At 52.0% G+C, this 22119-nt stretch carries 21 protein-coding genes and 1 pseudogene; 17 read left to right on the plus strand and 5 right to left on the minus strand.

The window, feature by feature from the left end:
* The first annotated feature begins 51 nt into the window (after positions 1 to 51).
* The 4 genes from rsmA (at position 52) to GS398_RS21535 (ending at position 3021) form a co-directional block, all read left to right on the plus strand.
* Entirely contained in the window at positions 52 to 858 is an 807-nt protein-coding gene (gene rsmA, locus GS398_RS21520) for a 16S rRNA (adenine(1518)-N(6)/adenine(1519)-N(6))-dimethyltransferase RsmA (RefSeq protein WP_160908907.1), read from the plus strand.
* Positions 859 to 972: 114 nt separating this feature from the next.
* Positions 973 to 1905: an NAD(P)-dependent oxidoreductase gene (locus GS398_RS21525; protein WP_160908908.1), complete on the plus strand. Its 933-nt coding sequence runs from the start codon at positions 973 to 975 to the stop codon at positions 1903 to 1905.
* Positions 1906 to 2102: 197 nt separating this feature from the next.
* Positions 2103 to 2576, plus strand: coding sequence for a transcription elongation factor GreA (gene greA, locus GS398_RS21530; protein WP_160908909.1), 474 nt, complete (start codon positions 2103 to 2105; stop codon positions 2574 to 2576).
* A 52-nt stretch (positions 2577 to 2628) separates the two neighbouring features.
* Complete coding sequence (locus GS398_RS21535) at positions 2629 to 3021, plus strand: HIT family protein (protein WP_160908910.1); 393 nt, start codon at positions 2629 to 2631, stop codon at positions 3019 to 3021.
* A gap of 7 nt (positions 3022 to 3028) precedes the next feature.
* Here GS398_RS21535 and ruvC read toward each other — a convergent pair whose 3' ends face one another.
* A complete protein-coding gene (gene ruvC, locus GS398_RS21540; protein ID WP_160908911.1) occupies positions 3029 to 3601 on the minus strand; it encodes a crossover junction endodeoxyribonuclease RuvC in 573 nt (190 codons plus the stop codon).
* A gap of 166 nt (positions 3602 to 3767) precedes the next feature.
* Between ruvC and GS398_RS21545 the strand changes: the two genes are divergently transcribed.
* The 8 genes from GS398_RS21545 (at position 3768) to GS398_RS21580 (ending at position 12706) form a co-directional block, all read left to right on the plus strand.
* Positions 3768 to 4730, plus strand: coding sequence for a lysylphosphatidylglycerol synthase domain-containing protein (locus GS398_RS21545; protein ID WP_160908912.1), 963 nt, complete (start codon positions 3768 to 3770; stop codon positions 4728 to 4730).
* Positions 4730 to 5875 (plus strand): glycosyltransferase family 2 protein, encoded by a 1146-nt coding sequence (locus GS398_RS21550; protein ID WP_237488277.1) that lies wholly within the window; start codon positions 4730 to 4732, stop codon positions 5873 to 5875. Before GS398_RS21545 ends, GS398_RS21550 begins: the two co-directional genes overlap by 1 nt.
* 30 nt (positions 5876 to 5905) lie before the next feature.
* Positions 5906 to 7060 (plus strand): ABC transporter permease, encoded by a 1155-nt coding sequence (locus GS398_RS21555; protein ID WP_160908913.1) that lies wholly within the window; start codon positions 5906 to 5908, stop codon positions 7058 to 7060.
* 135 nt (positions 7061 to 7195) lie between these two features.
* Positions 7196 to 8443 (plus strand): PP2C family protein-serine/threonine phosphatase, encoded by a 1248-nt coding sequence (locus GS398_RS21560; RefSeq protein ID WP_160908914.1) that lies wholly within the window; start codon positions 7196 to 7198, stop codon positions 8441 to 8443.
* A gap of 167 nt (positions 8444 to 8610) precedes the next feature.
* Positions 8611 to 9234, plus strand: coding sequence for a ribonuclease HII (gene rnhB, locus GS398_RS21565; protein WP_160908915.1), 624 nt, complete (start codon positions 8611 to 8613; stop codon positions 9232 to 9234).
* 212 nt (positions 9235 to 9446) lie between these two features.
* Complete coding sequence (locus tag GS398_RS21570) at positions 9447 to 10658, plus strand: glycosyltransferase family 4 protein (protein ID WP_160908916.1); 1212 nt, start codon at positions 9447 to 9449, stop codon at positions 10656 to 10658.
* Between the two features lie 125 nt (positions 10659 to 10783).
* A complete protein-coding gene (gene gcvT, locus GS398_RS21575) occupies positions 10784 to 11857 on the plus strand; it encodes a glycine cleavage system aminomethyltransferase GcvT (RefSeq protein WP_160908917.1) in 1074 nt (357 codons plus the stop codon).
* A gap of 123 nt (positions 11858 to 11980) precedes the next feature.
* Positions 11981 to 12706, plus strand: a complete 726-nt coding sequence (locus GS398_RS21580; protein ID WP_160908918.1) for a 2-phosphosulfolactate phosphatase — start codon at positions 11981 to 11983, stop codon at positions 12704 to 12706.
* On the opposite strand, the pseudogene GS398_RS21590 reads toward GS398_RS21580, so the two are convergent.
* The 3 genes and pseudogenes from GS398_RS21590 to GS398_RS21600 all read right to left on the minus strand — a co-directional run bounded on the left by GS398_RS21590 (position 12687) and on the right by GS398_RS21600 (position 14469).
* Positions 12687 to 13609 (minus strand): annotated as a pseudogene (locus tag GS398_RS21590) (DUF4349 domain-containing protein). The gene GS398_RS21580 and the pseudogene GS398_RS21590 overlap by 20 nt on opposite strands.
* 30 nt (positions 13610 to 13639) lie before the next feature.
* Positions 13640 to 13966 carry a nucleotide pyrophosphohydrolase gene (locus tag GS398_RS21595; protein WP_160908920.1) on the minus strand — a complete coding sequence of 109 codons (327 nt, stop codon included), beginning with the start codon at positions 13964 to 13966 and terminating at the stop codon, positions 13640 to 13642.
* An 83-nt stretch (positions 13967 to 14049) separates the two neighbouring features.
* Entirely contained in the window at positions 14050 to 14469 is a 420-nt protein-coding gene (locus tag GS398_RS21600) for a nucleoside-diphosphate kinase (RefSeq protein ID WP_160908921.1), read from the minus strand.
* A gap of 164 nt (positions 14470 to 14633) precedes the next feature.
* On the opposite strand from GS398_RS21600, the gene GS398_RS21605 reads away from it, so the two are divergent.
* The 3 genes from GS398_RS21605 to GS398_RS21615 all read left to right on the plus strand — a co-directional run bounded on the left by GS398_RS21605 (position 14634) and on the right by GS398_RS21615 (position 17749).
* Positions 14634 to 15644, plus strand: a complete 1011-nt coding sequence (locus GS398_RS21605; protein WP_160908922.1) for a DHH family phosphoesterase — start codon at positions 14634 to 14636, stop codon at positions 15642 to 15644.
* A gap of 19 nt (positions 15645 to 15663) precedes the next feature.
* The gene (locus tag GS398_RS21610; protein ID WP_160908923.1) at positions 15664 to 16620 is read left to right on the plus strand and encodes an FKBP-type peptidyl-prolyl cis-trans isomerase; all 957 of its coding nucleotides are present in this window, start codon (positions 15664 to 15666) and stop codon (positions 16618 to 16620) included.
* 112 nt (positions 16621 to 16732) lie between these two features.
* Positions 16733 to 17749: an FKBP-type peptidyl-prolyl cis-trans isomerase gene (locus tag GS398_RS21615; RefSeq protein ID WP_160908924.1), complete on the plus strand. Its 1017-nt coding sequence runs from the start codon at positions 16733 to 16735 to the stop codon at positions 17747 to 17749.
* A gap of 80 nt (positions 17750 to 17829) precedes the next feature.
* On the opposite strand, the gene GS398_RS21620 is transcribed toward GS398_RS21615, so the two are convergent.
* Positions 17830 to 18303 (minus strand): hypothetical protein, encoded by a 474-nt coding sequence (locus tag GS398_RS21620; RefSeq protein ID WP_237488278.1) that lies wholly within the window; start codon positions 18301 to 18303, stop codon positions 17830 to 17832.
* 219 nt (positions 18304 to 18522) lie between these two features.
* On the opposite strand from GS398_RS21620, the gene GS398_RS21625 reads away from it, so the two are divergent.
* Together GS398_RS21625 and ggt are read left to right on the plus strand one after the other, a co-directional pair.
* The gene (locus GS398_RS21625; protein WP_160908925.1) at positions 18523 to 20289 is read left to right on the plus strand and encodes an AMP-dependent synthetase/ligase; all 1767 of its coding nucleotides are present in this window, start codon (positions 18523 to 18525) and stop codon (positions 20287 to 20289) included.
* Between the two features lie 124 nt (positions 20290 to 20413).
* A complete protein-coding gene (gene ggt / locus GS398_RS21630; RefSeq protein WP_237488279.1) occupies positions 20414 to 22117 on the plus strand; it encodes a gamma-glutamyltransferase in 1704 nt (567 codons plus the stop codon).
* Positions 22118 to 22119 lie beyond the last annotated feature (2 nt).

The raw sequence follows: 22119 nt of genomic DNA on the forward strand, positions 1-22119 counted from the left end.
CGGCGAACGTTCAACCCGCCGAATATTATTAGTTTTGTACCAAACAACACGATGTCTGTCAAAGCCAAAAAACACCTAGGTCAGCACTTTCTTACCGACAAGAACATTGCCGAAAAGATCGTAAAGAGCCTTCACCATACCGGCCAGTACAACACCGTGCTCGAGGTTGGCCCGGGCATGGGTATCCTGTCTGATTTCCTGCTGAAGGAAACGGCGTACGAAACCTACCTGGTGGATGTGGATACCGAATCATACCTTTTTCTAAAAAACAAATACCCGCACCTGGAAGACCGGCTGATCAACGGAGATTTCCTGGCCCTAAATTTCGAAAAGCTATTTCCCGGGAAACTGGCCGTGATCGGTAACTTTCCCTACAATATTTCCTCGCAGATCCTGTTTAAGATCCTCGGCCACCGCGACCAGGTAGCGGAAGTGGTGGGTATGTTCCAGAAAGAAGTGGCCGAGCGATGCGCCGAGAAACCGGGCAGCAAAGAATACGGCATCCTGAGCGTTTTCCTCCAGGCCTATTACAAGGTCGAATACCTGTTCACCGTAAAAGCAGGCGTTTTTAACCCGCCCCCAAAGGTGCTCTCTGCGGTGATCCGGCTTACCCGAAACGAAACGAACATGCTGGACTGCGACGAAAAACTATTCTGGCAGGTGGTAAAAGCGGGGTTTAACCAGCGGAGAAAAACACTGCGAAACGCCTTGTCGGCTGTAATAAGCAAGGAACAAATGGGCGACGATCCCCTGTTAGACCTTCGCGCGGAGCGGTTGAGCGTGGAGGACTTTGTGAGATTGACGAATTTGGTGAAGAGGTACCAGTTATCAGTGACCAGTGACAGCAACCGGCCTTAAGATCATCACCCGATACGAAACCAACTAATCACTGATTACTGACAACTGATCACTGATTACTGACAACTGATTACTGACAACTGATCACTGACAACTGACAACCGACCACTTCCCATGAAAAAGATCCTCATCGCCGACCCCCTTCACCCCGCCTTTAAGCAGCGCGCAGAGGAGCTCGGTTTTATCGTAGACGATTTTCCCGCGTATACGCGCGAGCAAACGCTAGCGGTAATCCACCGGTACGAAGGACTTGTTATCCGCACCAAGTTTCTCATAGACCGCGAGATCATGGACGCAGGCGCCAGGCTGGAATTTATTGCACGGGCAGGCGCGGGTATGGACAATATCGATGTGACGTATGCCGAAGAAAAAGGCATCGCCTGTATCCATGCCTCCGAAGGGAACCGCGATGCCGTTGGCGAACATGCCATTTCGCTGCTGCTGGCGTTAATGAACAATTTACTGAAGGCCGATAAAGAGGTGCGCAGTCTCCGCTGGGACCGGGAAGGCAACCGCGGCCTGGAACTGGGCGGCAGGACCGTCGCCATTATCGGGTATGGCAATACCGGGCGAAGCTTTGCCGCAAAATTACGCGGGTTTGGCGTGCGTGTACTGGCTTACGATAAATATAAAACGGGTTTTGGCGATGAGCACGTAACAGAGGCCAGTATGGAGGAAGTGGTAAAACTTGCCGACGTGCTCAGCCTCCACCTCCCCCTTACCCCCGAAACGCGCCAACTCGTAAACGAAGAATACCTGTTCCATTTCCGGAAACCCTTCTTCCTCCTTAACACGTCCCGCGGGGAGATCGTTAACACAGCGGCCGTACTCAGGTACCTGCGCGAAGGAAAGATCCTGGGCGCGGGCCTCGATGTTCTCGAAACGGAAAAATTCCCGGAACTCGGCCAAACACCCTGGTTTAAAGAGCTGGCGGGAAGCGACAACGTGATCCTCACTCCGCACGTAGCGGGATGGACGGTGGAATCGTACAGGAAGATCAGCGAGGTGTTGGGGGAGAAGTTGTCAGGATTGGTCGGCGACCAGTAATCAGCTGTCAGTTAGCGTTTTATACGCAATGGCTAACCAGAGAGAAGACCTGATCACCGGTAACTGATCATTGATTACTTTTTAATTTTGAAATCTGAAACCTAAAATACTACCTTCGTGTTACACACAAACAAGACTATACTGCCCGGCTGGTATAGTCTTGTTTGTTTTATATAGTAAACCGAAATACGTGCGAAATGGCAGATGTAACCTACTACACCAAAGAAGGAATTGACAAATTAAAGGAAGAACTTCATCACCTGAAGACAGAAGGCAGGGCGAATATTGCCAAAGCGATAGCGGAAGCGAGAGATAAAGGCGACTTGTCTGAGAACGCAGAATATGATGCAGCTAAAGAAGCCCAGGGGCTCCACGAAACAAAAATCGCGAAACTCGAAGGTACGCTCGCAAGCGCCCGCCTGATCGACGAATCAAAGATGGATAATTCGAAGGTATTGGCCCTATCGAAAGTGATGATCAAAAATGTAAAGAACGGTGCCACCATGACGTACCAGTTGGTTTCGGAAACAGAAGCCGACCTGAAGTCGGGTAAGATCTCCGTGAAATCACCTATCGCTAAAGGACTGCTGGGCAAATCAGTGGGCGATAAGGCGCAGATCGAGGTCCCCGCCGGGAAAATGGAATTCGAAATACTGGAAATATCGAGGTAATTCCCGGTTAGACGTCCAAACTAAAATACTTTTAAGCTTAGTACTACCGAATATGTCCCTATTCTCCAAAATCGTTGACCGCGAGATCCCTGCACACATAGTTGCCGAGACGACAGAATTCCTGGCTTTCCTGGATATCCACCCGCTTACGAAAGGACACTTGCTGGTGATCCCGAAAAAGGAGGTAGACCAGCTGTTCGATCTTGACGATGAAACGTATGTGGGATTGATGATCTTCGCCCGCGTGGTAGCTGCCGGTCTTAGGGATGCGATTCCCTGCGAACGCATCGGCGTAACCGTGATCGGCCTGGAAGTGCCTCATGCGCACATTCATCTCATCCCGATCGATACGATGGACGACATGAATTTCAGCAGGCCGAAGCTTAAGGTAAGCGGCGAAGAGCTGGAGGCCATCGCCGAAAAGATCAGGTCGGCATTGAGTTAGCCGGCGTTTATACGATCCGCTTCGAGTTATCTTTTACGAACGATTCCCATCCCGAATAACTTTTTTTACTTGTGCCGGCCGCAATGTTTCGCTGGAAAGCATGGCAAACGGCCACCGCAAGTCCGTCTGTGGCGTCGAGGAACTCGTGCGTTTCGGTAAATTTAAGCAGGTTCTGAAGCATAACGGCCACCTGCTCCTTCCCGGAATTCCCGTTCCCGGTGATAGACTGTTTGATCTTTCGCGGTGAGTATTCAAAAAAGGGCATGCTCCGGGATAACGCCGCAGCAATGGCCACTCCCTGCGCCCGGCCCAGCTTTAACATGACCTGTATATTTTTGCCGTAGAAAGGCGCTTCGATGGCCAGGCAATCCGGGTGATATTGGTCTATGAGCGTAACGGTCCGTTCGAAGATGTGCTTCAGCTTAAGCCCGTGATCGTCAAGGTGATCAAGCTTTACCACCCCCATGCTAAGGAGGGAGAGCGATTGTTTTACTTCCTTTACCAGCCCGTATCCCATGATAGCCGTCCCGGGATCGATACCCAGGATGACACGTTCTTTGGACTTTTCCGTTACTAACATGTGCAAGTATAAGGAATAATGGAGATGCGCGACCAAACCGTACCGGCTAAATTCTGTTATGTGCACATAAGGCAATTACCTGTCAGATCTTCGGCATGATTATTCATTATCCAATATTCATTATTCATCCCGGTAATCCTTAACATTGCACAAAATCGCTTCCTGTTTGAAACAACGATACAAAAAAACCTTCAGCATAGTGGTTAAAGCGGCTGTAGTGATACTGGCGTTCGCCTTTATCGTACACAAGCTCCAAACGGACAAATACCTGGCAGACTTTAAGCGGATCATCGACAACCTGGCCGAATGGCACGTAAAAGCGACACTTGGCGCGGTAATATCGCTGATGCTGGTTAACTGGACGCTAGAATCATTTAAATGGAAGTTCCTGGTGAGCCGTATTGAAGCGATCAGTACCTGGAAAGCGATCGAGTCCGTATTCTGCGGCTTAACATGGGCCGTGTTTACCCCCAACAGGATCGGTGAATATGGTGGCCGGGTGTTCTTCCTTTCGCCGCGCAAACGGATCTTCGGGATCTTTGCCATGGGGGTGGGTTCGGCAGGCCAGATGGTGATCACCAACCTGCTGGGAGGCCTGGCATTGCTTTGGTTCATCACCCGTTTCGTAGAGCTGGACAACGTGCTGCTGCATTATGCCGTTGCATTCCTTACTTTCGTGTTCTGTGCGTTCTTCCTCCTTTTCTATTTCAACATCCGGCTGGTGGCGAGCCTGCTGAATGCCATCCGGTTCCTTAAGCCTTTCCGCAAGTTCTTCAAGGTGCTTGCCAGTTACCCCATGCACGAGCTGCTGAGGGTATTCCTGCTCAGTGCCGGCCGGTTTGCGGTGTTCACCTTCCAGTATTACCTGGTCATCCACCTGCTCATCCCGGCGCTGCCGGCATTTGAAATGGTAATGATGGTGTTCATCCTGTTTTTTGTGCAGTCGGCCCTGCCCTCGCTCGACCTGCTGGATGTAGGTGTACGCAGCCTCACCGCCACTTATTTTTTTAGCTATATTACCGACCAGCAGGTGGCCATTATGGCTGCGGCTTCTGCCATCTGGTTGGTAAACCTGATCATTCCCGCTATTTTAGGGACTATTTTCGTTCTTAAACTCCGATTTTTTTGATGGTTCCTGCGCTGATCCTTTATGTCGTTATTACTGCGCCCTATGCGCTGATCATGGTCTTCCTGATCAGGGGATGGCACCGGAACCCCAACTTCACGACCAACGGCGACCTGCAGCAAGCAAGCGCCGGGGCGCGGACGAAGGTGAGCATCCTGATCGCCGCGCGCAACGAAGAAGAAAATATCAGCAAAACCATCAACGACATCCTGGCGCAGGATTACCCCCGGGAACTGTATGAGCTGATCGTCGCCGACGACCATTCTACTGACCGGACTTCAGAGATCATCAGCTCTTATGCGGCCGAGGGCGTAAGGCTGCTGAGCCTGCGGGAAGATCGCGCACTAAACTCCTATAAGAAAAAGGCCATTGCGGATGCCATCGACCTTTCTACCGGCGACCTGATCGTCACCACCGATGCCGACTGCCGGATGTCGCCCGCATGGCTTAGCACCCTGGTCTCTTTTTACGAAAGAACCGATGTGTTACTGGTCTCCTCTCCCGTGGTTTATTTCCAGGAGCAGGACCATTTCGAGAAATTGCAAACGCTCGAATTTTCCTTCCTGATCGGACTCGGCGCAGCCATGATCGGCAACAACATCCCCTCCACCTGCAACGGCGCCAACCTGGCGTACCGCAAAAGCGTTTTCTACGAGCTGGAAGGATTTAAGGGTATCGACGACCTCGCCTCGGGCGATGATGAGCTCTTCCTGCACAAGGTGACCTCCCGTTATCCCGGCAGGGTAGGTTTCTGCAAGTCGGAACAGGCTATAGTATACACCCATGCCAAGCCTGATTTAACGGAATTTATCCGCCAGCGGAAACGATGGGCTTCTAAAACAGTAAAGTATAAGAACAAGAAGATAGTAACTCTTGGGATCTGTATCTGGGCATTCAACCTGGGGATATTGCTCGGCGCGCTTGCCGGCTTCTTTATTCCCGGTGGCTGGATTTTCATGGGGGCAATGCTCTGCGCCAAGTTTATACTGGAGCTCATCTTCCTGGTACCCGTTACGCGTTTTATCGGGCGTGCCTGGCTCATCCTGTACCTGCCCTTGCTAACGGTGCTTCACGTGCTGTACATGGTGCTCATCGGTCTGCTCGGGAACTCCGGAAAATATGTATGGAAAGGTAGGCTGGTAAGGTAAACCCGGGCAAATTTTATACATTTATCGCCGATGCACGATACCCCGTCCCGGCGCACCTGGAGAAAATTTAAACGCAACCCGCTTGCTGTTTCGGGGATGATATTTATTCTTTTTATGCTGCTCTGCGGCCTACTGGGGTACTTGGTCGTTCCGGATAAAACGCCGATGGCCAATGACATGCTGCTGCAGCTCAGCATAAAAAAGCCGGGCTCCGTGTACACCCTCCTCAAAGTACGGAAAAACGAACAGGTAGATACCGCAGGATTTTTCCGCCTGATGCTATACGGGCAGCCTACGTTTTTCAGGCGTATTCCCATCACCTCGTACCGCGTAACCGACGATTCGGTGATGGTGCGTGAATATATCGGCGACGAAGAGCAGGCCGAAGAATCCGGTTACGCCATCGCCGAAGTGGCCGGCATGAAGCAATACCCGGCCGTGAGCAAGCTCTCGGGCGGGGCGCTGAAAACCTATATCGAAAAAGAGCACCTCGAACAGCGCCGTTACCTGCTGGGTACCGACGTATACGGCCGCGACCTGCTCAGCCGGCTGGTGCTGGGCATCCGGGTTTCGCTGTCGGTAGGCATTATGGCCGTACTTATTTCCCTGGCGATCGGCATTTTCTTTGGCGCCCTCGCGGGCTATTACGGCGGCAAGACCGACACCCTGATAAGCTGGTTTATGAACGTGGTATGGTCACTGCCCGCCCTGCTGCTCGTGATCGCTATCTCTTTCGCCCTTGGTAAGGGGTTCTGGCAGATCTTTATCGCCGTTGGCCTTACCATGTGGGTGGATGTAGCGCGACTTGTGCGGGGCCAGGTGATGGTACTAAAAAACGCGGGTTACGTAGAAGCTGCCCGGGCCATGGGATTCAAGGATTCCCGCATCATCCTGAAACACATCCTGCCCAATACCTGGGGCAGCGTACTCGTGATCGCCTCTTCTAACTTTGCATCGGCCATCCTGCTCGAAGCCGGGCTCAGCTTTCTCGGCTACGGCGCCCAGCCCCCCATGCCAACCTGGGGCGCCATGATCAAAGAGCACTACGGCTACATCATTATGGATGGCGCTTATCTTGCCATCCTCCCGGGCCTCGCCATTATGCTGATGGTATACGCCTTCAACCTGGTAGCCATCGGGCTCAGGGATGCGTTTGATGTGAGGGAGACGGGGAGAAGTGTGTAGGGCAGCAGTTGCCCGGGACCTGTACTTATCCAGTGCCCGGCGCTTCGCGGAAACTGTCGACTGGCAACTGATCACGGACAACTGATAACTCCACGGATTTCACTAGCTTTACCTGTTCCATCATCCCAATCCGATTTGAATCTACCCGCAGCCACTTCCGGAGATGCCAATGAGAGCGAGCTGATCCAGCTGTTGTTAAAAAGACAAGCTGAGCTTAACTCGTTGCTCGAGATCACCCAGGCCATTAACAGGAATAACTCGAATACGGTACTTTTCGAGATGCTGGAAGTGATCCTGAAGGTGCACCTCCGGGTAGGTAAAATGAGGCTGCTGATCCGCGACTCTTCTCATTTTTACTGCGCTGCGCGGTACGGCGGCGAATATGAAACGGTAAAGGTGCTGCAGCAGGTGTGCCAGGCATTGCAGGAGCTGAAAAATATCGAGCATCTTGGCAGCCATCCCAGCCCGGATCTTTGCCAGTACGACTATTTCGTGCCCGTGCTGCATAAGAGCGACCTGAAGGCATTTGTGCTGATCGGCGACTTCGATACCAAGCCCGACCTGGTGAATAACGACCTCAACTTCATGCAAACGCTTATCAACGTGATCGTGGTTGCGCTGGACAATAAGAAGCTGTTCCGGGAACGTGTACAGCGGGAACGCATGCAGCGCGACATGGAACTGGCCAGCGAAGTACAAAGCATGCTGGTGCCGCTGAAGCTGCCCAAAGACCAACAGGTACAGGCGGCATCGCTTTACCTGCCGAACCAGAATATCGGCGGCGATTACTTTGATTTCATCCGCATCAACGGCGACGAATTCCTCTGGTGCATTGCGGATGTGACCGGCAAAGGGGTTTCGGCGGCCCTGCTGATGGCTAACCTGCAGGCGAGCCTGCGCGCATGGTCGTCTGTAGAGAGCGATCTTAAAAAGATCATCGAGAAACTAAACAGCATCGTGGTGGTGAACACCAATGGCGAACGTTTTATTACCCTCTTTCTTGGCAAATACAACCAGCAAACACGGGTAATGAACTATGTGAACGCCGGTCATAACCCGCCCGTGCTGATCATGGACGGCGCCGCAACCACCCTCAACCAGGGTACTACCATTATCGGGGCCTTCGATGAGCTGCCCTTTGTCAACTCGGGAACGATCACCTTAACGCCCGGCAGCCTGATCTTTAACTATACCGACGGTCTTATTGAAAGTGCCGACGAGAATATCTTCCTCTCTGACGTGCAGATCGCCGCGCTGGTGATGAAGTACCGCGACCTCCCGGTCGGCGACCTCAACCGCAGCATCCTGGCCGATATCCAGTCGACCTACAAAGCGAAAATGAACTCCGATGATATCACGGTGCTGACGATACGAATCTTATGAAGTTGAACGTTTTACGTTCGATTAAATAACTATGATGAATTGTATTAAAAATTTGAACTGGTACGGCGTCGCGCCTTAACTTTGTACTTATTATAAATCCGGTCATTACTACTATCAGCAACCTGTAAGACGTAAACTTGGAACGTTTAACGTCAAACTTATTTAAAATGCTTCTCCCCTACCACCAACTCGATTTTATTGAAGCCGGCTGTGACGAAGCTGGCCGCGGTTGCCTGGCCGGCCCAGTGGTAGCCGCTGCGGTGATCCTGCCAACGAATTTCGATCATGCGCTGCTGAACGATTCGAAACAAATGGACGAAGCAGACCGCTATGTGCTGCGCGACATAATCGAGGACCAGGCCATCGGCTTCGCGGTAGCCTTTGTAGACCACGAAGAGATCGACCGCATCAACATCCTAAACGCATCGTTCCTGGCCATGCACAAAGCGCTCGACCAGTTACAGGTACGTCCGGGGTTTATCCTTGTAGACGGCAATCGTTTTAAAAAATACCAGGAGGTTCCGCATGCCTGCATGATCAAGGGCGACGGCAGGTTCTTTTCGATCGCCGCGGCATCGGTACTGGCTAAAACCTACCGCGACGATTTTATGAGGGCGATAGCCCCCGAGCATCCTGAATACCACTGGCATACCAACAAAGGGTACCCCACCATCCATCACCGGGAAGCGGTGCTAAAACACGGCTTTACGCCTTATCATCGCCGCACTTTCCGCGTAACCGACCCGCAACTTGATATTATATTTGAGTCGGCAGTTTTCAGTGACCAGTAACCGGCTCCCATTCCACGCTGACTTTCGTCAGAACTGACCGCTGATCACTGATCATATAAACTCGTCGAGCTTCATATTATATTTGAAGAAACGGGTTGATAGGCGTATTTTTGGGTGATCGGCTTTCGGTGATCAGAAACCAGTTCCTATCCCATGCCCACTTTCGCCAAAACTGGCACTGACAGCTGATAACTGATAACTGACAACTAACCATGCGCGTCCTTTTTATCACGAACCGGGTTCCGTTCCCACCCAACAGCGGGTATCCCATCGTGGTGCACAATACCATCAGCGGCCTGGTGAGCGAAGGTGCGGAAGTAACCTTATTTAGCCTTAACCCGGCCGACAATTTCGTAGAAACGGGCTCGCTGGACGATCCGCTGCTTAAAAAGATCAGGTTTCAGACGGCGGCCATCATCAATACGCTCTCTACGTGGGAGCTGGTGCTGGGCCTGCTGGCGCGGCGGTCGTTCCATGTTTCGCGGTTCTATAAATCCGTGCCGGTTGCCAAGCTGAAGAACCTGCTGAAGCATGATACGTTCGACGTGATCCAGCTGGAAGGGCTTTTTGTAATGCCGTACCTTAATACGATCAGGCAGCACAGCAACGCAAAAATCGTGTACCGTGCTCATAATATCGAGTACCTGGTAAGCGGCACCAACGCCTCCTCGCAGCGGTCGCCTTTGCGCCGCATCTACTCGCGGATGGTAGCCCGTCGCCTCCTCCGGTTCGAGCTCGAAAATATCAACCGTACCGATGCCGTGCTTACCATCAACCGTTTCGACCAGGCGCACCTCGAGTCTATCGGCTGCCGCGTGAGCATGGAGAATTTCCCGGTGGCGATAGACACCTCGCAATACCAGCCCGATCAATCAAAAACGGAATACCGCAGCATCTTCCACATCGGCACCATGAATTCGTTCCCTGCCATGGAAGGTCTCGACTGGTTCATCCGCTCGGTGTGGAAGGACCTGGAAGCGCTAAACGCCGGCCTCAAGTTCCACATCGCGGGGCGCGACATTCCCGAAGACCTGTATTATTACGAAAACGATCATTTCGTTATCCACGACGACCTGGACGATGCCCGGGAGTTCATCAACTCCAAGCCGGTGATGATCGTTCCGCTGCGCACCGGGAGCGGCATGCGCGTAAAGATCATCGAAGGGATGGCCATGAAAAAATGTGTGATCTCCACTTCGCTTGGCGCGGAAGGGATCAACTACGAACATGGAAAGAACATCCTCATCGCCGATACGCCGGCCGAATTCTATAAGTACATCCTCCAATCCATTACCGACCGCCGGATCTGCGAAGAGATCGGCGAGAACGCCCGCAAGCTGGTAGAGAAAGAATACAACCTTAAAAGCAACAGCCAGCGCCTCCTCGCATTTTACGAAACGATTACCGCGCCGGCGGCGGTTTAACTTGCGGCTTTTTTCTTACTTTTGCCCTCGGCTGTAAGCCATCAGCTTCCGGCTTTTACTGTCAACAACCAGGTTTATATTTTTAACAAGCTAATAGCTGATAGCTGTCAGCTGATTACCGTTCCATGAAAACTACCGCTCTTACCGATCTTCACATCAGCCTTGGAGCCAAGATGGTCCCCTTTGCAGGCTATAACATGCCCGTACAATATGCCGGGGTAAACGCCGAGCACGATACCGTACGCAACGCCGTAGGTGTTTTCGACGTGAGCCACATGGGCGAGTTTATCCTGAAAGGCGAACACGCGCTCGACCTCATCCAGAAAGTGACCTCTAACGATGCATCGCGCCTGGTCGACGGAAAGATCCAATACTCCTGCCTCCCGAACGGGAAGAACGGCATCGTCGATGACCTGCTGGTATACCGCATCGATGAGAAGACGTATATGCTGGTGGTAAATGCCTCCAATATCCAAAAAGACTGGGACTGGATCGCGCAGTTTAACGAATGGGACGTGGAGATGAAGGATATTTCAGACCGTACATCGCTCCTGGCGGTACAAGGCCCTCACGCTGCAGCTGCGCTGCAGTCGCTTACCGACATCGACCTGAAATCGATGGAATACTATTCCTTTAAGAAAGGCACTTTCGCCGGTATCAACAACGTGGTGGTATCCGCCACCGGTTATACCGGGGCGGGCGGTTTCGAGATATACGCAGATAACGCACATGCCCGCGCGGTCTGGGACGCCGTTTTTGCCGCCGGCGAACCTTACGGCATCAAACCCATCGGCCTTGCCGCGCGCGACACGCTGCGGCTGGAAATGGGTTTCTGCCTGTACGGGAACGACATAGACGATACCACTTCGCCGCTGGAAGCCGGCCTGGGGTGGATCACCAAACTCACCAAGCAATTTATAGGCTCAGATCTCCTGCGGGAACAAAAACAACAGGGCGTCACCCGCAAGCTGGTCGGGTTCGAAATGCTCGAACGCGGTATTCCCCGACATGATTACCCGCTGGTAGATGAGCAAGGTACCGTGATCGGCAAAGTAACCTCGGGCACCCAATCGCCTTCACTCAAAAAAGCCATCGGCATGGGTTACGTATCCATCGCATATGCGAAAGAAGGATCGGAGATCTATGTACTGATCCGTGACCAGAAGGTGAGGGCGAGGGTAGTGAAAATGCCGTTCTGAGGTGTGCAGCTGTCAGCTGTCAGCCTCTCCCTCACGGCCTCATAAAAGAAGCTGACGGCTGATTGCTGACAGCTGATTGCTGACGGCTGATTCCTGACCGCTGATTACTACTAATCTCCATTTATGATCCCTGCCAAGAAAATAGAGGTCTGCCTCACCCCCGCCCTTCTCCCTCTTTTTGAGATCGAACATAGCATTGCCGTTATTATCGATATTTTCCGCGCCACCTCTTCCATTTGTTACGGGATTGAAAATGGCGCGGAGGCCATCATCCCGGTGGCGGAAGTAGAGGAATGCGCCGCATACCGCGAAAAAGGCGCCGGCTTTTTACTGGCCGCAGAGCGGAATGGCGAAGTAGTAAGCGGGTTCGATTTCGGGAATTCCCCGTTCTCGTACACGCCCGAAAAGATCGCCGGGAAAACGGTGGTATTAACTACTACCAACGGTACGCACGCACTTCAGTTGTCGCTTAAAGCGAAAAAGATCGTGATCGGTTCTTTTCTGAACCTCAGCTCGCTCTGCAGCTGGCTGGCGGAACGGCAGGAACATGTGCTGCTGGTTTGCGCCGGGTGGAAGAACAACTTCAACCTGGAAGACACGCTCTTCGCGGGAGCGGTTGCCCACCGGCTGGGAGACGCTTTCCTCCGCGATGACGGCGCTATCGCCGCCGCGGACCTGTTTCGCCTTGCACAAAACGACCTCGACGGGTACCTCAAAAAAACCTCACACAGCGAACGGCTCAAAGCATTAGGCATCGAAAAGGACATTGCCTTTTGCCTGCAAACGGACCTTACCACGGCGATCCCCATACTGGCGGACGGCAGGCTGGTTAAGATGCCGCCGGCTTAACCGGTTTCCGGCTGCGTCTCCATCGCCTCAAAAGGAAAAACCCGGCGAGTAAGGCTATGATCAATGGCCATATGGAAATTAATGCAAAAACAAGATCGAGCATAAAATCCCAACCCTGCCGCAGCGCCCCCATCACCTGGTACCCGAATCCTTTACCGGTTTCCACGGCAATAGACCTGGAGTAGAACGTGACCGATAACGTACTGTAGGCAACCTGCTTTTCATGTACAGCAGCTGACCCTCCACAGATTCGATCTCGCCCCTGATCTCCGAGAGCTTGTTTTCTATAGTGATCATGTCCGGGATCTTAGCCGCCTTATCCAGCAGCTCCAGGTAGCGCCGCTCCAGCTGTTTTTTATTCGCCAGGCGGGTACGGGTATCGATAAACTCGGCGGTAACATCGGTGATATGAATGTTCTTGCTGTCGATCTGCCGCGCGGCAGACGATATCGCTTCCAGCAAGGTCTCGAAGTCCCCGGCAGGCACCTTCAGGTTCATGGTGTAGTTTTTCCGGCCGTTTTCGTACCCCGACTCCGACTCTTCCGCCAGGTAGCCTTTCAGTTTTTTGGTGGTTTCTATCAGCCTGGCCCGCGTAGCCTTTACGTCCGCCGTTTCAAAACTGATTTCGCCGGTTTTTATGATCTTGCGGGCGGTATCGGCAACCAGCCCGGGCTGCCGGGTAGCCTCAACAGCGGCGAAGTCGCTGGCGATTTCCTCGTCGGGTGCCGGAACGGGCGGAGGCAAGCGCGTGGCATTCACCTGGTTATCAGGCGCTTTTGATAGCATGATCTCTGCCTTTGCTTCAGCACCGCTTTCAGAATTGCCCGCCTCCCGTTTACACGATGCGATAACACAACAACATACGAATAAGAGAATGGCTTTCATGATGTGTGGATTTATCATGAAGATGAGTCGCCCGGAATTATTCCATAACTAAAAAAGCTTCTGGTTATTTTTATGCCGGTCCTTGTCGCGGATATTCTTCTTTTCGAGATTTTTCTCCAGCGCGCCGGTGAGGTCGATGCCTGTTTGGTTGGCGAGACAGATCAGCACAAAAAGCACATCGGCCATCTCGTCGCCAAGGTCCACCTGTTTGTCTGACTCTTTAAAAGATTGTTCGCCGTACCGGCGCGACATGATCCGCGCCACTTCGCCAACCTCCTCCATGAGAATGGCGGTATTGGTAAGCTCGTTAAAATAACGGACGCCGGTGGTCTTGATCCAGGAGTCGACGAGTTCCTGGGCCTGTTGGATAGTCATGGTAGCCTTTTATGAGCGGTCAGCTCCCAGCTTTTTATACCGCCATACGGAGTATAAGCTGATAGCTGACCGCTGAAGGTTTGCTAAAATCGCTCGAACGCAGAAAAGTAGAAGTTGCCTTCAATTTCTGCATTCTCGTCTGAATCGGATCCGTGCACCGCGTTCGCTTCGATAGACTTAGCGTATTTGTTACGGATGGTACCCGCATCCGCTTTTGCAGGGTCGGTAGCACCGATCAGTTTCCGGAAATCCTCAACGGCGTTGTCTTTCTCCAGGATCGCGGCTACGATGGGCCCCGAAGACATGAATTTCACCAGGTCGCCGTAAAACGGACGGGACTTGTGTACCGCGTAAAATTCGCCGGCAGTTGCTGCGGTCAGCGCGATATATTTTAACGCCACGATCTTAAAGCCGCCTTTGATGATATCATCCAGGATCGCTCCCGTAAAGCCATTGCTTACCGCATCCGGCTTGATCATTGTAAAAGTTCTGTTTGTTGCCATAATGGCGGCAAAGGTAGGAAAAAACGTTATACGTTGTACGTTAACCTTCGGACGTTCCCATCCCGTTCAGACAACAGCCTGTAAACGACCGGATCAAAAACGTATAACCTCAAACATACAACGTCAAACGTTTTCACTACCTTTGCCTTCCTTTTTACCAACGAATGTTACCAATAGCGCTCCTGAAGGAGAAATTATATAAGCCTCATCACATTGTGATCACCACTCACCATAAACCGGATGGCGACGCAATGGGTTCTTCCCTGGGATTGTACAACTACCTGGTACAAAAGGGCCATTCGGTGAAGGTGATTGCGCCAACCGACTACCCGGTGTTCCTGCAGTGGCTTCCCAATAACCCGGAAGTGATCGTGTTCACCGAAAAACGGGAAGAATCCGCAAAACTGGTTGCAGAAGCTGACCTGGTCTTTTGCCTCGACTTTAACGCTTTATCGCGCATTAACGATCTTGGTGGCCTGGTAAGGGCTTCGGATGCGAAGAAGGTAATGATCGACCATCACCTGGAGCCCGAGAATTTTGATGATTACCGCCACTGGAACATCAATGCCTGCGCTACCGCCCAGTTGGTTTATGATTTCATCGTGAACACGATGGATGATAAAGCACTGATCAATAAAGACGTAGCCACTTGCCTTTACACGGGCATCATGACCGATTCCGGATCCTTCCGTTTCCCGACCACCACACCGGAAGTGCACCGCATCATTGCGGAGCTGATCTCCTGCGGCGCCGAAAACGCAAAGATCCACCAGTTGGTGTATGATAATTTCTCCGAAGACCGGCTTCGTTTTCTTGGGAATTGCCTGCTCAATAAGCTCGAAGTGTTGTATGAGTACAATACCTCGCTGATCAGCATCACCAAAGAAGAGCTCGAGCAATACCACATTACCACCGGCGACACTGAAGGCGTGGTGAATTACGCACTTACCATCAATGGCATCCGCCTGGCCGCGCTGATCATCGAGCGGCCCGACCGGGTGAAGCTCTCCCTCCGTTCTACGGGTGATTTTCCGGCTAACGAGATCTGCAAAAAATACTTCGAAGGCGGCGGCCACCGGAACGCGGCAGGCGGCAGTTCCGCTGATTCACTGGATGCTACAGTTTCAAAATTTAAATCTATATTACCGGAATACAAAAATCTCTTAATAGTCTAGTAAACGAACAATAAAAACAATGAAAACAAAACTAATTATTCTTGGAATTGCGGCATTAGGACTTGCCAGTTGTCAGCAATATAAGAAAGGTGAAGGCGGTCTTCTTTACAAGATCCACCGCGACAAAGATGGTGCGACCTTGAAAGAGGGCGATTTTATGGCCATCAAAGCCATCCAGAAAACTGAAGAAGATTCGATCATTTACAACTCATACGATTTTGATCAGCCTACTTTTATGCCGATGGGAAAACCATCTTTTAAAGGCGATATTTTCACCGCCCTTGAGCTGTTGAGCGAAGGGGATTCGGCGACGTTTAAAGTTCCGTTGGATTCGCTGGTAAAAAGAGGCATGCCGAAACCTTCGAACCCGAAAAACAAGTACATGATCTACACTTTCGTGGTAGAAAAGGTGATCCCTAAAGGCACCCTGAACGATTCGGTGTTTAACGCCAAGATACAGGACTATATCGGCAAGGAGAAAGAAAAAGCAAAATCAGGCGAAGACAAAAAGGTAGCGGCATATGTTGCCGACAAAGGCCTGAAACTGGAAACCAGCCCGTCAGGCCTCAAGTATGTAGTTACCCAAAAAGGCGCAGGTGCGCTGGCAGCCAAAGGCGATACGGTTACCGCTAACTACACCGGTTCATTCCTTAGCGGCAAAGTATTTGATACCAGCGTTGCCGATGTCGCCAAAAAACCAGAAAATAAATCTATTTACAATGCCATGCGCACTTACGAGCCGATCAAGGTTCCCGTAGGATTAGGCGGATCGATCGCCGGCTTTGAAGAGGCGCTCTCGTCGTTCCCTAAAGGCACTAAGGTAACGGTTCTTATGCCTTCTAAACTGGCTTATGGCGAAATGGGTAACCAGGGCATCCCGCCGTTCACTCCGCTGGTGTTCGATCTCGAGATCGTTAATATTACCAAGGGCTCTGGCATACCGGCACAGCTGCCGCCGCCGGTAGCGCCGAAATAAGCAGTGATCAGTTTTCCGTGACCAGTAATCAGTTTTTCTACCCCGTACCGTTTAATCATGGGATAAGAACTGATTACTGGTCACCGAAAACTGAAAACCCAAAGAAACTCAAATGAAAAAACAATTCTTATTGGTCCTCGTGTTCCTGTTTACCGCGGTAAGCGTAATGGCACAGGACGTTACACGCTCGCCGAGCGGCGCAAGGTTCAGGATCGCGAAAGCAGGTACCGGTCCAAAGATTAAGATAGACGACATCGTTACGTTCAACTTCGTACAGAAAAACGGGAAAGACTCCGTGCTGATGAGCAGCTACCAGGCCGGCAGGCCGGTAAAGATCAAGATCCAGGCTTCAAAAAACATCGGCGACCTGATGGACGTGTTCACCATGCTGTCGCTTAAAGACAGCGCGATCGTATATATTCCCACGGATTCGATCTTCCAGGGACACGACGACCAGCGCCCTCCCTTCCTGACTAAAGGCAGCGACCTGGTGTTTAATATAAAGATCGAACGGATCCAGACACTGGATGAGGCGATAGCCGAAAATAACCGCGCGATCGATTCGCTGAAGAGCCAGGAAAAAGTTGACCTCAACACATACCTGGCCAACAAGCGCTTCGCTAATTTAAAGACTACGCCTTCCGGGTTGATGTACGGCATCACCACACCGTCGTTAAAACCGAAACCGGTAGCGGGCGACACCGTATATGTTAATTACGTTGGCCGTACCCTGGCGGGGAAAGTATTTGATACCAGTATAGAAGCGGAAGCAAAGAAAGCCGGTTTGATCCAGCCGGGCCGTCCGTATGAACCGATTAGTTTTCCGCTGGGAAGCCAGGCCGTCATCCCCGGTTGGGAAGAAGGACTGATGCTGATGAATTCGGGATCCAAAGGATACTTCATCATTCCCTCTAACCTCGCCTACGGCGAACAGGGCAGCGGTGAAGATATCAAACCCTATAGCACGCTCTTCTTTGAGATTGAACTTGTAAAAGTTGCACGTCCGGTAAGGGCTGCGGCGGCGAAGCCTGCGGTAAAGAAGCCGGCGACTACACCGGCAAAGAAACCGGTAACCACTCCTAAAAAGCCCGCAGCGCCGGTGAAAAAACCGGTGACAAAGAAAAGCTGAAGATGATTTGAGGTTGGAAGTTAGAGGTTTAAGGTCGGGCATTAATAGGCTCACGACCTTAAACCTCTAACTTTTAACTTTTAAAACGTAAACCGGACCGCAAGCCCTACGTCTCCGGCCGTAACGTCCGTGTCTGGCGTAATCACCAATTGTGGCCTCCAGTCGAGCCCCAGGTTGATCGGTGCGCCGGTAAACGTGTAATCAAGACCGAGGGTACCCACCGCGCTGAGGAACAGCTGCCCATCATCATTTACATACCTGCGGGAGCCGATGCTGCCACCACCGCCATAAAACCACTTAAGCCCGGGCGCATTTTGTACGGGATTGTGGAACTCATATAGTACCGTGAAACGAACATCCTTACGCGCACTGGTGTTTCTGAAGCTCAGGTTCAGATCGAATGCATTATCCTTCGACACGAACGTTTTAAAGTTTACGCCGTTATAAGATCCCAGTCTTACCCCCAGCGCGTTTTTGTATTCCTGCGCCTTTGTTTCCATTTGAACGAACAACAACCCGAATGCGGCAATGCCTGCTAAAAATAATTTCTTCATACTTGATAAAGGTTAAAGTGGAGTGAACTGTTTTGTATACAATTCATGGTTTGAGCGTTTAACGCTCGGAGAGAGGGAATTGTTGTTAAGGGTGTGCATTTTGGGTAGTTAGCGGCACAAAGCATTACCGGATCTTCGCGTTATTTGCGCAAATCTTTGCGCAAATAGCGTCCCTTCTCCCCCAAAATTCGTAATTTGTACTTGCTAACCCTACCCCGTATGACCACCATTTCCCGCATATTTGACCTTACCGACCAATTGCCTGTAAAGTTTCCCGGGCAAACCATCGTTTCCGGAAAGGCGAACGGCAGCTGGTATTCTTATACGTCGGAACAGTTTGTGGAAATTACGGAGCTCTTCAGCCGCGGGCTCATCGCTTCCGGTATCGCGCATGGCGATAAAGTGGCCATCCTATCGCAAAACCGGCCGGAATGGAACATCTGCGACTTTGGGGTAATGCAGACCGGTGCGGCCCTGGTACCGATGTACCCTACACTGGCCGATCACGACATCCGGTTCATCCTCAAAGATGCGGAAGTAAAAATGATCTTTATCTCCGGAACGGACCTTCTCCGGAAGATCATTGCGCTGAACGATAATGAACGGTTAAAGATATATTCGCTCGATAAGCTGGAAGGGGTCGCCCATTGGCAGGAGTTGGTCGGGCTGGGGCGGGAACACCCGGAAATCGACCTGCAAAAGATCAAAGACGGGACCACGCCCGACGACCTGCTTACACTCATCTACACCTCGGGCACTACCGGAACGCCTAAGGGCGTGATGCTTACGCATAAGAACTTGCTCAGCAACGTACTCTCCTCGTGTGTACTGTACCCTTCCGGTTATGCAAAGGCGCTAAGCTTCCTGCCGCTTTGCCATATTTTTGAACGGATGGTGGTGTACATGTACTTCAACCTCGGCATTTCCATCTTTTATGCGGAAAGTATGGATACCATCGTTGCCGACCTGAACGACGTAAAACCTGACGGATTTACCACCGTACCGCGCCTGCTGGAGAAAGTATATGACCGCATTGCGGCAAAAGGCGCGGCGCTCACCGGCATTAAAAAGAAATTGTTCTATTGGGCGCTCGACCTGGGCCTACGGTACGAGCTCGACGGCAAAAACGGCTGGTGGTACGAGCTGCAGCTGGCTATTGCCAACAAACTGGTGTTCAGCAAGTGGCGCGAAGCGTTGGGCGGAAAGATACAGGCTATTATCTCCGGTGGGGCCGCGCTGCAGCCCCGGTTAGCAAGGGTCTTCTGGGCAGCGGGGATTCCTGTGCTCGAAGGGTACGGGCTTACGGAAACCTCCCCGGTGATCGCAGTAAACGGTCTTGAAAAAGGAAAACGTGCCTTTAATACGGTGGGAAAACCCATTTCGAACGTGATAGTAAAGATTGGCGACGATGGCGAAGTGCTCTGCAAAGCTCCCAGCGTGATGAAGGGTTATTACAAACGCCCCGACCTTACTGCGGAAGTGATCGATGCCGACGGCTTTTTCCATACCGGCGATATAGGCCAACTAAATGGTGAAGGATTCCTCTCTATTACCGACCGTAAAAAAGAGATGTTCAAAACAGCGGGCGGAAAATACGTGGCCCCGCAGATCATCGAGAATAAGTTCAAAGAATCGCCGCTCATTGAACAGGTAATGGTGATAGGCGAGAACCGGAAGTTCCCGGCCGCCCTCATTGTTCCTGCATTCGACGCATTAAAGGACTGGTGTTCCAAGAAAAACATCCCCTGGTCCACCCGCGCCGAAGTGATCTGTAACCCACTGGTTACAGATAAATACAAACGTGAGCTCGATCGCTATAACGAAGAATTCGGTCATTGGGAGCAAGTGAAAAAATTCGCCCTGCTGCCCCAGGAATGGACCATCGAACAGGGCGAAATGACACCAAAGCTGAGCCTCAAAAGGAAAGTAGTAACTGAGAAGCACCGGGACATAATAGAGGAGCTGTACCGGGACGTTACACGTTAGGCGTTGTACGTTCGGAACAACTTAATTATTAAGCATTTCGTAGAGACAGACACGTACAACGTAATATGTCCCGTTGCATTCCTCACATATATTAAAGATATTGCCCTGGTTAAACCCCGATCTTATGGCTTTTCCTCGTCATGCCCGTTTTCTTTGTGTTATGGTAGTTACCGCGTTGTTGGCGGGTTGCGCCGGCGGGCAGATCGGCAGGAACAATAGCGGCGAATACCGCAACGGCATGGTCGTTTCCGCACACCCGGAGGCTTCAAAAGCGGGGATCGAAATCCTGAAGAAAGGAGGCAACGCGGTGGATGCGGCCGTGGCCGTGCAGTTCGCACTCGCGGTGGTCTATCCCAACGCGGGAAATATTGGAGGAGGCGGATTTATGGTCTACCGGTCGGCCAAAGGCCAAACCGATGCGTTGGACTTTAGGGAGAAAGCGCCTGGATCCGCATCCAGGGACATGTACCTGGATGTTGCCGGCAATCCCATCACCGATATGAGTTTGTACGGACAACCGGCCTCGGGCGTTCCCGGATCGGTTGACGGCATGGCCGAAGCACACCGCAAATACGGGAAGCTGAGCTGGACCGCCGTGCTATCACCCGCCATTGCGCTCGCGGAAAACGGGTTCGCCTTAACGGAGCGGCAGGTAGGGGAGCTCAACAGCCACAGCGGAACGTTCCGCAAATATAACCCTTCGGGGATGTCGCTGGTTAAAGCAGGCAAGTGGGCGGTTGGCGATCGCCTCGTGCAGCCGGATCTTGCGCATACGCTGATGCTGATCCGCGACAAGGGACGTGCAGGCTTTTATGAAGGTGAAACGGCCGGGAAGATAGTGGCCGAGATGCAGCGCGGCGGCGGGTTAATCTCCCCCGGGGACCTGAAAAACTACCACGCCGCCTGGCGAACACCCGTTTCCGGTAAATATAAAGATTATAAGATCATCACCATGCCGCCGCCCTCCAGCGGGGGAATTGCATTGGTGCAGCTGCTGCACTCGGTAGAGCGGTACCCGCTGCAGCGATGGGGAATGAATTCGGATTCGGCCGTACAGGTGATGGTGGAGGCCGAGCGCCGTGTGTATGCCGACCGTGCCACACACCTCGGTGATCCTGATTTTTACCAGGTGCCGCAGAAGGAATTGACCCGATCAACCTATTCTATTGCCCGCATGAGCGATTTCCACTGGGACCAGGCAACGCCCAGCGCACAGGTAAGCGCTGGTAAAGTGGCCCCGAAAGAGCACGAAGAAACTACCCACTTTTCCATTGTCGACCGCGAGGGAAATGCAGTTTCTATTACCACCACCCTCAACGGGTCGTACGGCTCGCTGGTAATGGTACAGGGCGCTGGTTTCCTCCTAAACAATGAGATGGACGATTTCTCGGTAAAACCCGGCTCTCCTAACATGTATGGACTGGTGGGCGGCGAAGCAAATGCCATTGCGCCCGGCAAACGAATGCTGAGCTCGATGACGCCCACCATCGTAGAAAAAGACGGCAAACTATTTATGGTAGTAGGCACGCCGGGCGGATCAACCATTATCACTTCGGTGTTCCAAACGATCCTGAACGTGGTCGAATACAACAAAAGCATGAGCGCTGCTGTAGCCGCCAAACGCTTTCACCACCAATGGCTGCCGGATGAAGTGGCTGCAGAAAAAGGAGCTCTCGACAGCCTCACCAAAGAAAAGCTCAAAGCGAAGGGATACCTGCTTACCGATCGTGGCGCCATCGGCCGCGTAGATGCCATCCTGAAGACCAAATGGGGATACCTGGAGGGCGGAGCCGACCCGAGAGGAGATGATACGGCGCTTGGTTGGTAATA

This window comes from Hufsiella ginkgonis (assembly GCF_009834915.1).
GTDB classification, from domain to species: Bacteria; Bacteroidota; Bacteroidia; order Sphingobacteriales; family Sphingobacteriaceae; genus Hufsiella; species Hufsiella ginkgonis.